Origin of the sequence: Streptomyces crystallinus (genome assembly GCF_039521265.1) — a bacterium.
GTDB lineage: Bacteria > Actinomycetota > Actinomycetes > Streptomycetales > Streptomycetaceae > Streptomyces > Streptomyces crystallinus.
Window position 1 is genome coordinate 20,561 of sequence record NZ_BAAACA010000018.1, and the last position, 14,225, is coordinate 34,785.

Annotated in this window: 11 protein-coding genes; 4 read left to right on the forward strand and 7 right to left on the reverse strand. The window is 72.0% G+C overall.

Annotation, left to right across the window (positions count from 1 at the left end):
- Positions 1-306: 306 nt before the first annotated feature.
- The gene (locus tag ABD236_RS17160) at positions 307-990 is read left to right on the forward strand and encodes a hypothetical protein (RefSeq protein WP_344074637.1); all 684 of its coding nucleotides are present in this window, start codon (positions 307-309) and stop codon (positions 988-990) included.
- Between the two features lie 210 nt (positions 991-1,200).
- On the opposite strand, the gene ABD236_RS17165 is transcribed toward ABD236_RS17160, so the two are convergent.
- Both ABD236_RS17165 and ABD236_RS17170 read right to left on the reverse strand, forming a co-directional pair.
- Positions 1,201-2,808 (reverse strand): AMP-binding protein, encoded by a 1,608-nt coding sequence (locus ABD236_RS17165; protein ID WP_344074596.1) that lies wholly within the window; start codon positions 2,806-2,808, stop codon positions 1,201-1,203.
- Positions 2,805-4,493, reverse strand: coding sequence for an AMP-binding protein (locus ABD236_RS17170; RefSeq protein ID WP_344074597.1), 1,689 nt, complete (start codon positions 4,491-4,493; stop codon positions 2,805-2,807). Before ABD236_RS17170 ends, ABD236_RS17165 begins: the two co-directional genes overlap by 4 nt.
- A gap of 515 nt (positions 4,494-5,008) precedes the next feature.
- Here ABD236_RS17170 and ABD236_RS17175 point away from each other — a divergent pair.
- Positions 5,009-5,458 carry an SAV_915 family protein gene (locus ABD236_RS17175; RefSeq protein WP_344074598.1) on the forward strand — a complete coding sequence of 150 codons (450 nt, stop codon included), beginning with the start codon at positions 5,009-5,011 and terminating at the stop codon, positions 5,456-5,458.
- Positions 5,459-5,475: 17 nt separating this feature from the next.
- Positions 5,476-6,807: a diaminopimelate decarboxylase gene (gene lysA, locus ABD236_RS17180; protein WP_344074599.1), complete on the forward strand. Its 1,332-nt coding sequence runs from the start codon at positions 5,476-5,478 to the stop codon at positions 6,805-6,807.
- A gap of 39 nt (positions 6,808-6,846) precedes the next feature.
- Here the strand turns inward: lysA and ABD236_RS17185 are convergent, their stop codons facing one another.
- The gene (locus ABD236_RS17185) at positions 6,847-8,001 is read right to left on the reverse strand and encodes a winged helix DNA-binding domain-containing protein (protein WP_344074600.1); all 1,155 of its coding nucleotides are present in this window, start codon (positions 7,999-8,001) and stop codon (positions 6,847-6,849) included.
- A gap of 190 nt (positions 8,002-8,191) precedes the next feature.
- Here ABD236_RS17185 and ABD236_RS17190 point away from each other — a divergent pair, with 190 nt between their 5' ends.
- Complete coding sequence (locus tag ABD236_RS17190) at positions 8,192-9,346, forward strand: magnesium and cobalt transport protein CorA (protein ID WP_344074601.1); 1,155 nt, start codon at positions 8,192-8,194, stop codon at positions 9,344-9,346.
- A gap of 203 nt (positions 9,347-9,549) precedes the next feature.
- On the opposite strand, the gene aspA is transcribed toward ABD236_RS17190, so the two are convergent.
- Genes aspA through ABD236_RS17210 form a run of 4 tightly spaced genes read right to left on the reverse strand, consistent with a single transcriptional unit; the run spans position 9,550 to position 14,158 of the window.
- A complete protein-coding gene (gene aspA / locus ABD236_RS17195; protein WP_344074602.1) occupies positions 9,550-10,962 on the reverse strand; it encodes an aspartate ammonia-lyase in 1,413 nt (470 codons plus the stop codon).
- A gap of 39 nt (positions 10,963-11,001) precedes the next feature.
- On the reverse strand, positions 11,002-12,030 hold the full coding sequence (locus ABD236_RS17200) for an asparaginase (RefSeq protein WP_344074603.1): 1,029 nt from the start codon (positions 12,028-12,030) through the stop codon (positions 11,002-11,004).
- Positions 12,027-13,484 carry an amino acid permease gene (locus tag ABD236_RS17205; protein ID WP_344074604.1) on the reverse strand — a complete coding sequence of 486 codons (1,458 nt, stop codon included), beginning with the start codon at positions 13,482-13,484 and terminating at the stop codon, positions 12,027-12,029. Before ABD236_RS17205 ends, ABD236_RS17200 begins: the two co-directional genes overlap by 4 nt.
- The gene (locus tag ABD236_RS17210) at positions 13,481-14,158 is read right to left on the reverse strand and encodes a FadR/GntR family transcriptional regulator (protein WP_344074639.1); all 678 of its coding nucleotides are present in this window, start codon (positions 14,156-14,158) and stop codon (positions 13,481-13,483) included. The genes ABD236_RS17205 and ABD236_RS17210 overlap by 4 nt, the downstream gene beginning before the upstream one ends.
- Between the last annotated feature and the right edge of the window lie 67 nt (positions 14,159-14,225).

Here is a 14,225-nt window from a genome sequence, read left to right on the forward strand (position 1 = left end):
GGGTCCGGGCACCCCGGCCCGGCCGGTTATCCGGGCGGCGCGGACACCGGCCGGGCTCGACACCCCAGTGAAGCCCCCTCATCCGGCGACGCCACCGGCCCCCGCAGCCCCGACGGCGCGGGACACCCTGGCGGCCCCGGGCACGCCGACGGGCTCGGGCGCCCCGGCTCGGCCAAGCACCCCGGCAGCCCCGGGCGCCCCGGCGCCGGATACCCCGGCCGGCCGGCACGCCCCGAAGCGGCCCCCTATCCCGTCCCCGCGACCCCCGCCCACCCCCGGGGCGGGCTCGGGCGCGAGACGCTCGGGGTGCGGTGTCCGGTGTGCCGGCGGGAGCACCGGTACGCCGCGACCACCTATCCCTGCCCCTGCGGCGCCCCGCTCGCCCCGCCGCTCCAGCGCGGGGCCCCGCCCGAGCCGATCACCCATCGCACCTGGACCGAGGACTGGGTCGCGGTGCGCTGCGACGCCTGCGGGCGGCAGGACCAGTGGCCGCAGCCCGAGCTGGGCTGCTCGTGCGGCGCGGTGCTGCGGATCCCGGTGCGACCGGTCGCCGCGGCGCCCGCGCCGCTGCCGACGCACATCCCGGTCCCGCCGACCGCGGCACCCCCGCGCCCGGCGTTCCGGCCGGTGACCATCCGTACCGCCCGGGACGCGGTGACCGCGGCGGCGCTCTATCTGAAGTGGCTGGGCTTCCGCGACGTCCTGCAGTCCGAGGCGCGGCCGGCCTCCGGGATCGATCTGCGCGGGCCCGGCCTGGTCGCCCAGGTCGACCCGACCACCCGCCCGGCGTCGCTGCGCGCGGTGGAGTGCCTGTGGCTGAACGCGCTGAGCAGCTCGGCGACCGGCGTCTACTTCTCCCTCGCCGGGTACACCAAGGACGCCCGCGCCCGGGGCGACGAGCTGTCCGTCCCGCTGTTCGTGATGGACCTGACGGGCACCCCGCAGCCGGTCAACGACGCGGCGGACGAACTGGTGGCGACGGGCCCCTGAGCCGCGCTCGGGGGCCCGCCGGCCGGGACCTGGCGGCCAGGGGCCGCCTGTCGACCGGGGGTTTCTCTACCTGCGGCCTGTCGACCTGGGGCCTGTCGACGTGGAGCGCAGGCCGCTCGCCGATCCGCGCGAACGGCCCGCGCCCACCAGGCCCGACCCACCAGGGCCCCGCCCACCACCACCAAGGAGGGCGTCCACCCCGCACGCGCCCTACTCCCCGTACCCCTCCCTCAGCTCCACCTTCCGCACCTTCCCGCTCACCGTCATCGGGAACTCGGTGAGGATCCGCAGCCGCCGCGGCACCTTGTAGTGCGCCAGGCGGTCTCGGCAGAACGCCGCGATGTCGTCCAGGGTGGGCGGGTCCGCCAGGTCGCGGGGGATCACACAGGCGAGGATCTCCTCGCCGTACTTCTCGTCGGGCACGCCCACCACCTGGACGTCCGCGATCTTCGGGTGGGCGTAGAGGAACTCCTCGATCTCACGCGGATAGACGTTCTCACCGCCCCGGATGATCATGTCCTTGATCCGGCCGACGATCTGTACATAGCCGTCCTCGCGCAGCACCGCCAGGTCCCCGGTGTGCATCCAGCGCCCCGCGTCGATCGCCTCGGCGGTCCGCTCCGGCTCGTCCCAGTAGCCGAGCATCACGCTGTAGCCGCGGGTGCACAGCTCGCCCGCCTCGCCACGCGGCACCGTGACACCGGTGGCCGGGTCCACCACCTTCACCTCGATGTGCGGCAGCACCCGCCCCACCGTGCCGGTCCTGCGCTCCAGGTCGTCCTCGACGCGGGTCTGGGTGGACACCGGGGACGTCTCCGTCATGCCGTAGCAGATGGACACCTCCGCCATGTTCATCTCGGTGACGACCCGCTTCATCACCTCGACCGGGCAGGGCGAGCCCGCCATGATCCCGGTACGGAGCGAGGACAGGTCGTACGCGGCGAAGTCGGGCAGGTTCAGCTCGGCGATGAACATCGTCGGCACGCCGTACAGCGAGGTGCACCGCTCCCGCTGCACCGCCCGCAGTGTCGCCGCCGGGTCGAAGGACGGCGCCGGGATCACCACACAGGCCCCGTGCGAGGTGGCCGCGAGGTTGCCCATCACCATGCCGAAGCAGTGGTAGAACGGCACCGGCACACAGATCCGGTCCTGCTCGCTGTAGGAGATCATCTCCCCCACGAAATAGCCGTTGTTGAGGATGTTGTGGTGGGAGAGCGTCGCCCCCTTGGGGAAGCCGGTGGTCCCCGAGGTGTACTGGATGTTGATGGGGTCGTCGCACGACAACCCGGCGGCGCGCGCGGCCAGTTCGCCGGGCGGTACCGAAGCGCCCGCCGCCACCAGCGCGTCCCACGACGCGTCCCCGATGAAGTGCACCGCCCGCAGCTCGGGGCACTCCGGACGCGCCTGCTCCACCAGCGCCCGGTAGTCGCTCGTCCGGTGCGTCCGCGAGGCGACCAGCAGCGAGATCCCGGCCTGCTTCAGTACGTACGCGAGCTCGTGCGCCCGGTAGGCCGGGTTGATGTTCACCATGACCGCGCCGATCCGGGCCGTGGCGTACTGCACGAGCACCCACTCCGGGCAGTTCACCGCCCAGATGCCAACCCGGTCGCCCTTGGCGACGCCGCTGCCGAGCAGCCCGCGCGCGAGCTCGTCGACCGCCGCGGCGAACTCCGCGTACGTCCAGCGCCGTCCCGACTCCACGTCCACCAGCGCCTCGCGGTCCGGCCAGGCGGCGACCGCCCGGTCCAGGTTGGCCCCGATCGTGTCGCCGAGCAGCGGGGTGCCGCTGGTGCCGTGGGCGTACGAGAGGTCGGTCATCGCAGGTCCCCCTCGTCGTACTCGGCGGTGGAGCCCGCCGCCGTCGCCTCGCGCAGCTCGATGCGGCGGATCTTCCCGGAGACCGTCTTGGGCAGCTCGCCGAACTCGATGCGGCGCACCCGCTTGTACGGGGCGAGGACCGCGCGCGAGTGCTCGAACAGCACCTTCGCGGTGTCCGGGCCGGGCTCCCAGCCCGCCGCGAGCACGATGTACGCCTTGGGCACGGCGAGCCGCACCGGGTCGGGCGCCGGCACGACGGCCGCCTCGGCCACCGCCTCGTGCTCCAGGAGCGCGCTCTCCAGCTCGAAGGGGCTGATCTTGTAGTCGGAGGCCTTGAAGACGTCGTCCGCCCGCCCCACGTAGGTGATGTAGCCGTCCTCGTCGCGGGAGCCGATGTCGCCGGTGCGGTAGTAGCCGCCCGCCATCGCCTCGGCCGTACGTTCCGGGTCGCCGTGGTAGCCGGTCATCAGGCCGACCGGGCGGGCCGACAGATCGAGGGCGATCTCGCCCTCGGCCGCGCCGTGCTCACCGGTCACCGGGTCCAGGAGCTCCACCCGGTAGCCGGGGCTCGGCCGCCCCATCGACCCGGTCTTGAGCAACTGCCCGGGTGTGTTGGCGACTTGCACGGCCGTCTCGGTCTGTCCGAAGCCGTCCCGGATGACCCGGCCCCACTGGCGCCGGACGGTCTCGATGACCTCGGGGTTGAGCGGCTCGCCGGCCGCGACGACCTCGCGCGGCGGGGACTTCAGCGCGCTCAGGTCGGCCTGGATCAGCATCCGCCACACCGTGGGCGGCGCACAGAAGCTGGTGACGCCCGCCGCGTCCATCGCCGCCATCAGCCGGGCCGCGTCGAAGCGTGTGTAGTTGTGGATGAAGACGGTGGCCTCGGCGTTCCACGGGGCGAACAGGTTCGACCAGGCGTGCTTGGCCCAGCCGGGCGAGGAGATGTTCAGATGCACGTCGCCGGGCTTGAGCCCGATCCAGTACATCGTCGCCAAATGGCCCACCGGATACGACACATGGGTGTGCTCGACCAGCTTGGGCCGGGCCGTGGTGCCGGAGGTGAAGTAGAGCATCAGCGGGTCGTCGGCCAGGGTCTCCCCGTCCGGCTCGAACCGCGCCTCGGCCCCGAACGCCCCGTCGAAGTCCAGCCACCCGGGAACGGGGCCGGTGCCGGGCGGGCTCACGGCGATCCGGGTGTACTCCCCCGGCACGTCCGCGAACTTGGCCGTGTCCCCGGCCCGGACGATCACATGCCGGGCGCGCCCGCGCTCGATCCGGTCCCGCAGGTCGGCCGGGCCCAGCAGCGGGGTCGCGGGGATGACGACGGCCCGCAGCTTCATCGCGGCCAGCGCGGTCATCCACAGTTCCTGCTGGTTGCCCAGCATCACGACGACCCGGTCCCCGGCCCGTACCCCCTGGGCGCGCAGCCAGTTGGCGACCTGGTCCGAGCGCAGCGACATCTCGGCGTACGAGAGGGTGATCTCGCTGCCGTCCTCCTCGACGATGTGCAGGGCGGTGGCGCCGTTGCCCTCGGCGATGACGTCGAACCAGTCGAGCGCCCAGTTGAACCGCTCGGGGCGCGGCCAGCTGAACTCCCGGCAGGCCGTCGCGTAGTCCTCCCGGTGCTCCAGCAGGAAGTCCCGTGCGGCCCGGAACTCCTGTGTGGCGCCACGTGCGTCCATGTGCCCTCCTCGTTGCCTGGCCACTCTCTACCACCTCGCGGTGTGTGACCAGGCCTCTTTACCCCCGCAGGGGGGTGCGGGGGAAGTCCGCGCGGCGGATTCCCCCGCCCCCTGAGAGCACGCCGAGGAGAACAGCGGGCCTCTGCTCGTCGGCGCGGGCCGCGTCCAGCCGGCCGTCGGCCACCTGTTCCAGCCGGTCCCGGGTCGCCGCCGACACCAGCTCGACCGGGATGCCGGGGGGCGAGCTCCCCGGGGACCCCCATGGCGGCCCGCCCGAAGTGCCGTTCCTCGGCGGCGGTGACGAAGCAGCTGAGCTGCCGCAGTTCCCTGCGGTGACTCTAACGAGGGAGATACGCCCGTCGGCGAGGGGCGCTAGAGGGCCGTCAAAGTCGGCCGGAACGAGGTCAACACGGCGTCAGGAGGCGACTCCCACCGGCGCGGGCGGGCATAACGTCGACGCGTCGCACCCAGCGGCGCTGCCCCTCAGGGACGCTTCCCCACCGAAGGACACCACCATGGAAACCCTCACCACCGACGACGCGGACCCCGACGAACGCCGCCCGGCGGCGCCGCCGTACAGGTCGGCCCGCCCTCTGTACGTACCGGTCCGCCCCCTGTACGTGCCGGTTCGGCTCGGCTCTGCCGGAGGACAGCAACTGTGCTTCTCGCGCACCCCGCTCGGCGTACGGACCGCCGTCGGCTTCACCAGTCCCGAGCGGCTGTGCGCGGTGCTCGGGCCCGACCAGAGCTGGATCCGGCTCGCGGAGCCCGCGCTGCGGTCGCTGGCGGCGCCGCTGGGCGTGACGACGGTGACGGTCGACCCGCAGCTGGCGGCCCCGGCCGCGGCGGCCGTACGCACCGGTCCCGGCGCGCATCCCTGTGCGCGCCGGGACCCGCAGACCGCCGGCCTGCCGCGCGTGCCGGCCTCGACGGCCGCCCCCGCGCTCCACGCGCTCGTCGACTGACGAAGGGGGAACGTCATATGACCACCGAACCGGACTCCCTCATACGGGAGTTGCACGCGCCCTCGGTCTGGCCGCGGTCCGCCGTGCACGCACCCGGCGGGGATGTGTCGCTCGCCGGGGTGTCGCTGGCCGAGCTGGCCGCACACCACGGGACGCCCGTGTACGTACTCGACGAGACCGAGGTGCGGTCCCGGGCGCGGGCCTGGCGGGCGGCGCTGCCGGACGCCGAGGTCGTCTACGCGGCGAAGGCCTTCGTGTGCCGGGCCGTCGTCGACTGGATGGCCGAGGAGGGCCTCGGGCTCGACGTCTGCTCGGCGGGCGAGCTGGAGCTCGCCGCGACCCGCGGCTTCCCGCCCGAGCGCCTCGTCCTGCACGGCAACGCCAAGTCCCCGCGCGACCTGGGCACGGCCCTGCGCCTGGGGGTGGGCCGGATCGTCATCGACGCGGACTCCGAGATCGCCCGGATCGCGGCCCAGGTGCCCCCGCGCACCGCCCAGAAGGTGCTGGTCCGGGTGCTGCCGGGGATCGAGGCGGGCGCGCACCCCAAGGTCCGCACGGGCGCGGAGGGCCAGAAGTTCGGCCTGTCGATCGCCAACGGCGACGCGGAGGACGCCGTCGTACGCGTCCTCGGCCAGCCCGGCCTCGACCTGGCCGGCCTGCACTGCCACCTGGGCTCCCAGATAGCGTCGGCCGAGCCGTACGGGGAGGCGGTGCGCAGGCTGGTCGCCTTCCTGGCCCGCATCCGCGACCGGCACGGCGTCACGCTCTCGGAGCTGGACCTGGGCGGCGGCTTCGCGGCGGCGTATCTGCCGGGCGACCCGGCGCCGCCGCCGGTCGCGTACGGCCGCCGCATCACGGACGAACTGACCCGCTCCTGCGCGGAGTTCGGCTTCCCGCTCCCCCGCCTGACGGTCGAGCCGGGCCGCTCGATCATGGCGTCGGCCGGGGTCGCGCTGTACCGCGTACTGTCGGTGAAGCGGACCGGCGGGCAGGTGTTCGTCGCGGTCGACGGCGGAATGAGCGACAACCCGCGCCCGGCGCTGTACGGCGCCCGCTACACGGTCCGTATGGTCGGCCGTACGACGACGGCGCCGATGCGCGCCACGACGGTGGTGGGCCGGCACTGCGAGGCGGGCGACGTCCTGGCGCAGGACGTCGAACTCCCCGAGGACGTACGCCCCGGAGACATCCTGGCCGTACCGGCGTCCGGGGCGTACCAGGTCTCGATGGCGTCCGGCTACAACATGACCGGCCGCCCGCCGGTGGTGGCGGTGTCCGGGGGCCGGGCCCGGCTGCTGCTGCGGCGGGAGACGTTCGAGGACCAGCGGGGGCGGGATGTGGGGGTGTGACGGCCGCTGAGCGGCCGGGGGCGGCCCGGCGGGCCGGGCTCACCCCATGACGTCCCCGAACCGGAGGTCGTACGAGGTGATCCCGGCCGGTGTCATCGCGGCGAGCAGCCGTTCGCCTTCCTCGGCCACTTCGTCGCGCTGGGCGCGCGTCAGCGTGCCGAACGGCTGAACGGTGAGGACGGCGCGCCCGTCCCGCGCGGACTCCTCCAAGCGCCACACACCGGCGAGGAACCCGTCCACGAGGAGGGTGCGGAAGGCCTGGTTGCCCTTCCAGGCGCGGCCCCAGTAGGCGGCCGGGATCACCCGCGTGCGGTCGGCGTGCGACAGCAGCAGGTTGTCGAACTCCGGCAGGAAGCGCGGCGGGGCCGGGGTGTCCTCGTGGGGGCGGGGCGCGTCCGGGAGGTCGAAGAGCTCGACCCCGTTCTCGTCACGGAAGGTGACGAGGCGGGGCCGCAGCCGCTCGAAGACCTCACCCAGCCGGGTCAGTCCCGCCCAGGTCTGCATGTCCTTGACGGAGGCGGGCCCGAAGGCGGCGAGATAGCGCAGCACGGTGTCGTCGGGCGCCGGGACCGGCCCCGGCGCGCGCCCCAGCCAGTGCTCGGCGGTGGTCAGCGCGACCTGCCCGCCGCGCCCCCACAGCCCGCGCGGGGTGACCTGCACGAGCGGCAGCACGCACCGGGCGGCGAGCGAGAGCGCCTGGGGAGTGGCGCCCGGCCACCGCGCACCGAGCACGTCCCGGAGCTCCTTCATGGTGTACGGCCGCTCCTCGACCAGCGCCCGTACGGTCGCGCCGAGCCGCTCCAGATCCACGCCCTCCAGCTGCCCCCGGAACTGCTTGAGCTCACGGTCGCGGGCCGCCTGGACGAGCGGCCGCAGGGTGAGGACGTCGTCGGCGGTGTGCAGATGGATGGTGGAGCGCAGGGTCACGATCCGTACGAGCTCACGCGCCTCGATGAGCGAGGAGAGCTGCTCGGGCCGAAACCCGGCGAGCCGGGCCCACAGCGCGAAGTACGGCGGCTTCACGTTCTGCGCCTGCAACCCCACGAGATGCGCGACCGCCTCCTTGGGCCCGAGCGCGGAGGTGCGCCGCAGGAGGTGCTGCCGGTCGAGGGTGGCGCGGTTGAGGGCGCGGGGGGTCAGGACGGGGGCGGTGGGGGTGTGGGTGGCGGCGCGGCGGGTGGTCTGTGGGGCCATGTGGGCACGCTAGCCCCGATCGAGGCCAGATCCTGGCCTCGATCGGCGTCGTTCCCGGGCCAAGGGCGTCCGGAACGCCGAGCCTGTGCCATTTGGGGCGTATATCCTGCGTCCGGAGCAGGCGGGCGATGGGCGCGGGAGGTGGTGGAGCCATGACCGAGCGAGGAGCGCGCGCGGGCGTGGTGAGGCCGTGAGTGAGCGGGGAGACGGCCCCGACAAGCCGTCGCCACCGGCGAGGAAGCACTCGTGGCGTCGCCAGCCGCCGCAGCCGACGCCCCCGGCGCTCGGGCCCCCGCCTCCCTCCGGCCCCGCCCGCCACGACCACGGCAGCGTGGTGGAGTCGGCGCTGTACCGGGACGGCCGCCGGGTCTCGTCCCCCGACACGCTGGCGGAGACCTTCCGCCGACTGCGCGAGACGCCCGACGGGATGGCGTGGATCGGCCTGCACCGCCCGTCCGAGGGGGAACTGCTGTCGCTGGCGGAGGAGTTCGACCTGCACCCACTGGCGGTCGAGGACGCGCTGGAGGCCCACCAGCGCCCCAAGCTGGAACGGTACGGGGAGACACTCTTCGTCGTCCTGCGGGCGGCGCGCTATCTGGACGCGCCCGAGGAGGTCGACTTCGGCGAGCTCCACGTCTTCATCGGCCGCGACTTCCTGATCACGGTCCGCCACGGCGCGGCGCCCGACCTCTCGGCGGTGCGCCGCCGCATGGAGGAGAGCCCCGAGCTGCTGGCCCTGGGTCCGGAAGCGGTGCTGTACGCGATCCTGGACGCGGTGGTCGACGGCTACGCCCCGGTCGTCTCCGGCGTCCAGAACGACATCGACGAAATCGAGACGGAAGTCTTCCGCGGCGACCCCGAAGTGTCCCGCCGCATCTACGAACTCTCCCGCGAGATCGTCGAGTTCCAGCGCGCCACCCGCCCTCTGGTCGGCATGCTGCACGGCCTGATGGCAGGCTTCGCCAAGTACGGCACGGACGAGGAACTCCAGCGCTACCTCCGCGACGTGGCCGACCACGTCACCCACACCAGCGAACGCGTAGACGGCTTCCGCCAGGCCCTCACGGAAATCCTCACGGTCAACGCGACGCTGGTGACACAGCAACAGAACGCGGAGATGCGGGCACTGGCGGAGGCGGGCTTCGAACAGAACGAGGAGATCAAGAAGATCTCGTCGTGGGCGGCCATTCTGTTTGCTCCCACGTTGGTGGGAACGATCTACGGCATGAACTTCGAGAACATGCCCGAGCTGAAGTGGGTGGCTGGGTACCCGTTCGCGATTCTGCTGATGGCTGGGGTGTGCGTGAGTCTGTACTTCATCTTCAAGCGGCGGGATTGGCTGTAGGCGCCACGCCAGTCCCGATGATCAACTTCGGGGCCCCGGGGGAGGATCTGGGGCCCGCCGATCCGCCGTCATCGCGTCGGAAACGAAGTACGGGTCGGGCTTGACGCGGAGCACGACCCTCGTATCCTCCGCCATGGCTGACCAGCCATGACGAAGGCCCCGACCGCTCAGCGGCGGTCGGGGCCTTCGACCGGCGGCCGGGGTCAGGGCTGCGGCGAACCGCTCCCCGCGAGCACCTCGGGCCGCAGCAGCCCCTGCAGTCGCTTGGCTGGCAAAAGGCCTTTCTCCAGCACGAGTTCAGCGACGCCGCGCCCGCTCGCGAGGGCCTCCTTGGCGATGCCGGTGGCCGCCTCGTAGCCGATGTACGGGTTGAGGGCGGTGACCAGGCCGATGGAGTTCTCCACGGCGGCCCGCAGTTCCGCCTCGTTCGCCGTGATCCCGGCGACGCACCGCTCGGCGAGGGTCAGGCAGGCGCGCTCCAGATGCACGATGCTCTTGGAGAGCGAGTGCAGGATGACCGGCTCGAAGGCGTTCAGCTGGAGCTGCCCGGCCTCCGCGGCCATGGTGATGGTGACGTCGTTGCCGATCACCTCGAAGGCGACCTGGTTGACGACTTCGGGGATCACCGGGTTGACCTTGCCGGGCATGATGCTCGAACCTGCCTGCACCGGCGGCAGGTTGATCTCGTTCAAGCCCGCGCGCGGCCCGGACGACAGCAGCCTCAGGTCGTTGCAGCTCTTGGAGAGCTTGACGGCGACCCGCTTGAGCACGCCGGACATCTGCACGAAGGCACCGCAGTCCTGAGTGGCCTCGACCAGGTTGGCGGCCGTCACCAGCGGAAGGCCGGTGATCTCGGCCAGGTGGCGGCGCGCCGACTCGGCGTATCCGGCCGGGGCATTGAGGCCCGTACCGATCGCCGTGGCGCCGAGGTTGATCTCCTGGATCAGCTCGACGGCCTCCGCGAGCCGGCTGCGGTCCTCGTCGATCATGACCGCGTACGCCGAGAACTCCTGCCCCAGCGTCATCGGCACCGCGTCCTGGAGCTGGGTGCGGCCCATCTTCAGGACGTCGCGGAACTCGACGGCCTTGCCGGCGAAGGCGTCCTGGAGCACGGCCATCGCCTTGAGCAGACCGCGCACGGCGAAGACCGTGGCGATCTTGACGGCGGTCGGGTAGACGTCGTTGGTGGACTGGCCGAGGTTGACGTCCTCGTTCGGGTGCAGGTGCTGGTACTCGCCCCTGGCGTGGCCGAGCAGCTCCAGCGCCCGGTTGGCGACGACCTCGTTGGCGTTCATGTTCGTCGAGGTACCGGCGCCACCCTGGATGACGTCGACGACGAACTGCTCGTGCAGCTTGCCGTCGCGGATCTCGCGGCATGCCCCGACGATGGCGGCGGCCTTCTCCGGCTCCAGCAGGCCGAGTTCCTCGTTGGCGAGGGCGGCGGCCTCCTTGACGGCGGCGAGGGCGTCGATCAGGTGCGGGTACGCGGAGATCGGCGTCCCCGAGACGGCGAAGTTCCCCTTGGCGCGCAGGGTGTGTATGCCCCAGTACGCCTCGGCGGGCACGTCGCGGTGGCCGAGCAGGTCGTGTTCGCTGCGGTGGGCTGCGGAGGTCATTGCTGTGTGGGCCTCTTTCGGAGGTGACGATTCGCTCGGTCAGGCTTGCGTGGGGGAGAGCGGGTCGAGCGCACGGACCGGCCGGACGCTGCCGACCGGCTTGCCGCCTCCGAGCAGCGGTTCACCCGCGAACTCGGCGAGAGCCGCCCGGTCGACGCCGGCGCGGGCGAGGGCCGCGGCAACGACCGGTATGCGCGCCCGGTTCGCCCCGTCGGAGATCTTCACGGCGACGGCCCGGCCGTCCGGCAGGGCGGCGACCTGGACACCCTCGAATCCGTCCTTGGTGAGGAGCCCGGGCACGGCGCGCATCAGCGCGGCGACGTCGCGCCCCGAGCCGGAGGCCATCTCCGCGTGCTCGCGCATCGCGTCGGCCACCCGGGCCTCCGGGGTGCCGGCCGGCGAGGTGGTGATCCGGGCCGCGGCACGCGCGAGCCCGTGCAGTGAGACGGTGAACAGGGGCGCGCCGCAGCCGTCGACGGTCACCTGGGCGATCGCCTGTCCTGTGAGGTCCTCGACGGTCTCGGCGATGGCCCGCTGGAGGGGGTGGGCGGGGTCGAGATAGTCCTCCAGCGACCAGCCGTTGAGCTCACAGGTGTACAGCATGGCCGCGTGCTTGCCGGAGCAGTTCTGCGCGAGCCGGGACGGCAGGCGCTCCTCGCGCACCCAGGTGTCGCGCACAACCGGGTCGTACGGAAGGTCCGGGATGTTGCGCAGTTCGTCCTCACGGACCCCGGCCAGCTCCAGGATGCGACGGGTGCCGGCGAGGTGCCGGCTCTCGCCGGAGTGGCTGGCCGCGGTCAGCGACAGTAGCTCCCCGTCGAGCGGCAGCCCAGCCCTCACCATCGCCACCGCCTGCAGCGGCTTGAGCGCCGAGCGCGGGTGGAAGGCGACCTCGATGTCACCGATTTGGAGGTCCACGGCCGAGTCGGCGCCGAGGAGGACGACCGAGCCGTAGTGGATGCCTTCGACGACTCCACCGCGGATGAGGTGGGCGACCGGGGCGTGGCGGGGCTCTCGAATCACCGGCGGCTGAGCCACCGGACTGCCGTCCAGCACTGCGTGGTTCACACATTCACCTTGGAGGACTTCGTACGGGCAACCCGCCCGCGTACGCCGTACCAGCCGGCCACCAGGGCGGCCACGATCAGCGGCACGCACAGCACGGTCGTGCGGCCGGCGCCGCCGTCTGCGTACATCAGGACGAACACGGAGAGGAGGAAGCCGAGCGTGACGATCTCGGTCCACGGAGAGCCGGGCAGCCGGTAGCTCGGCCGGGACAGTTCGCCCGCCTGCGTCTTCCGCCAGAACAGCAGGTGGCAGGTCATGATCATGCCCCAGGTGGACAGGATGCCGATCGCCGCGAAGTTGAGCACGATCTCGAACGCGTCCGCCGGGACGACGAAGTTGAGGCCCACGCCGAGGACGCAGATGCCGCTGGTGAGCAGGATGCCGCCGTAGGGGACCTGAGTGCGGCTCATCACGCCCGTGAACTTCGGTGCCGAGCCGGACATCGCCATGGAGCGCAGGATGCGCCCGGTGGAGTACAGGCCCGAGTTGAGCGAGGACATGGCCGCGGTGAGTACGACGAGGTTCATCACGGCGCCGGCCGCCGGGACGCCGATGTGGGAGAGGACCGTCACGAAGGGGCTCTGGCCTGCGGAGTACCTGTTCCAGGGCAGCAGCATCGACAGCAGGACGACCGAGCCGACGTAGAACAGACCGACGCGCCACATGATCGAGTTGATCGCCTTCGGCAGGATCTTCTCGGGGTTCTCGGTCTCGCCCGCCGCGACGCCGACCAACTCGACGGAGGCGTAGGCGAAGACGACACCCTGGATGATCAGCAGCATCGGCAGCACGCCGTTGGGGAAGACACCGCCGTGGTCGGTGATCAGCGACGGGCCGGGGGTGGCGCCGTCGACCGGGTGCCGGGTGACCAGCAGGAAGATCGCGATCCCCATGAAGATCACCAGGGCGCTGACCTTGATGATGGCGAACCAGAACTCCATCTCCCCGAAGATCTTCACCGAGATGAGGTTCACGGTGAGGACCACGGCCAGGGCGACGAGCGCGATCACCCACTGCGGTATGTCGGAGAACAGGCCCCAGTAATGGGTGTAGGTGGCCACGGCGGTGATGTCGGCGATGCCGGTGGTCACCCAGTTGAGGAAGTACATCCAGCCCGCGGTGTAGGCGCCCTTCTCACCGAGGAACTCCCGGGCGTACGAGACGAACGCGCCGGATGAGGGCCGGTACAGGACGAGTTCACCGAGGGCACGGACGACGAGAAAGGCGAAGACGCCGCAGACCGCGTACGCGATGAAGAGGGAGGGGCCGGCGTCGGCGAGGCGGCCGCCCGCGCCGAGGAACAGGCCGGTGCCGATGGCGCCGCCGATGGCGATCATGTTGACGTGCCGGGACTTGAGGGACTTGCTGTAGCCCGCGTCACCGGCGTCGACGTGACCGGACGAGGTGCGTATGTCCGCCTGATCGGACTCTTCCTGCAGGGACTGCTCGCTCACGCCTCGGGTTCGCCTTCCGTGGGGGTGTCCGTGCGCCGGGGGCGCACGATGTCGGTAAGGGTCGTCTCGACGCAGTCGAGGTGGTGGGCCATGGCCTCGACCGCGTCGTGCTGGGAGCCGTCCACCAGCGCCTCGACGATCGCCCGGTGCTCGCGGTTGGACCGCTCCCGCCGATCGCCCAGCTCGTTGAGGAAGGCCGACTGGCGGGCGAGCGCGTCCCGGATCTCCTCGATGACCCGGCGGAACACCGGGTTCTGGGCCGCCTCGGCCACGGCCAGGTGGAAGAGCGTGTCCATCGCGACCCACGCGGTGGTGTCGGTCTCCCGCTCCATCCGGTCCAGGAGGTGGGCCAGGTGGTCGAGATTCTCCGGAGTGCGGCGCAGCGCCGCATAGCCGGCGACCGGGATCTCGACGTGTCGGCGCACCTCCAGCAGGTCGCTGGCCGCGTAGTCGCCGAAGGTGGGGTCCTCGATGGTGCTGGCGACGACGAAGGTGCCCTTCCCCGTCTTGGAGACGGTCAGCCCCATGGTCTGCAGAGCCCGCAGGGCCTCGCGCAGCACGGGGCGGCTGACCTCCAGGGTGCGGCAGAGCTCCGCCTCGGAGGGGAGCTTGTCACCGATCACGTAGTCGCCGCGCTCGATGGCGCGACGGAGGTGGGTGAGGACCGCTTCCATGGCGCTGACACGCCGCAATCCCGAACCACCTGTCTGGCTGTCTGACAGGTTCACGGCAGTGATACTC

Bases quoted from the DNA above. Each gene is read 5' to 3' on its own strand.
- ABD236_RS17165 (WP_344074596.1), bottom strand. From the start codon at position 2,808: ATGACCGACCTCTCGTACGCCCACGGCACCAGCGGCACCCCGCTGCTC.
- ABD236_RS17170 (WP_344074597.1), bottom strand. From the start codon at position 4,493: ATGGACGCACGTGGCGCCACACAGGAGTTCCGGGCCGCACGGGACTTC.
- ABD236_RS17175 (WP_344074598.1), top strand. From the start codon at position 5,009: ATGGAAACCCTCACCACCGACGACGCGGACCCCGACGAACGCCGCCCG.
- lysA (WP_344074599.1), top strand. From the start codon at position 5,476: ATGACCACCGAACCGGACTCCCTCATACGGGAGTTGCACGCGCCCTCG.
- ABD236_RS17185 (WP_344074600.1), bottom strand. From the start codon at position 8,001: ATGGCCCCACAGACCACCCGCCGCGCCGCCACCCACACCCCCACCGCC.
- aspA (WP_344074602.1), bottom strand. From the start codon at position 10,962: ATGACCTCCGCAGCCCACCGCAGCGAACACGACCTGCTCGGCCACCGC.
- ABD236_RS17210 (WP_344074639.1), bottom strand. From the start codon at position 14,158: ATGGAAGCGGTCCTCACCCACCTCCGTCGCGCCATCGAGCGCGGCGAC.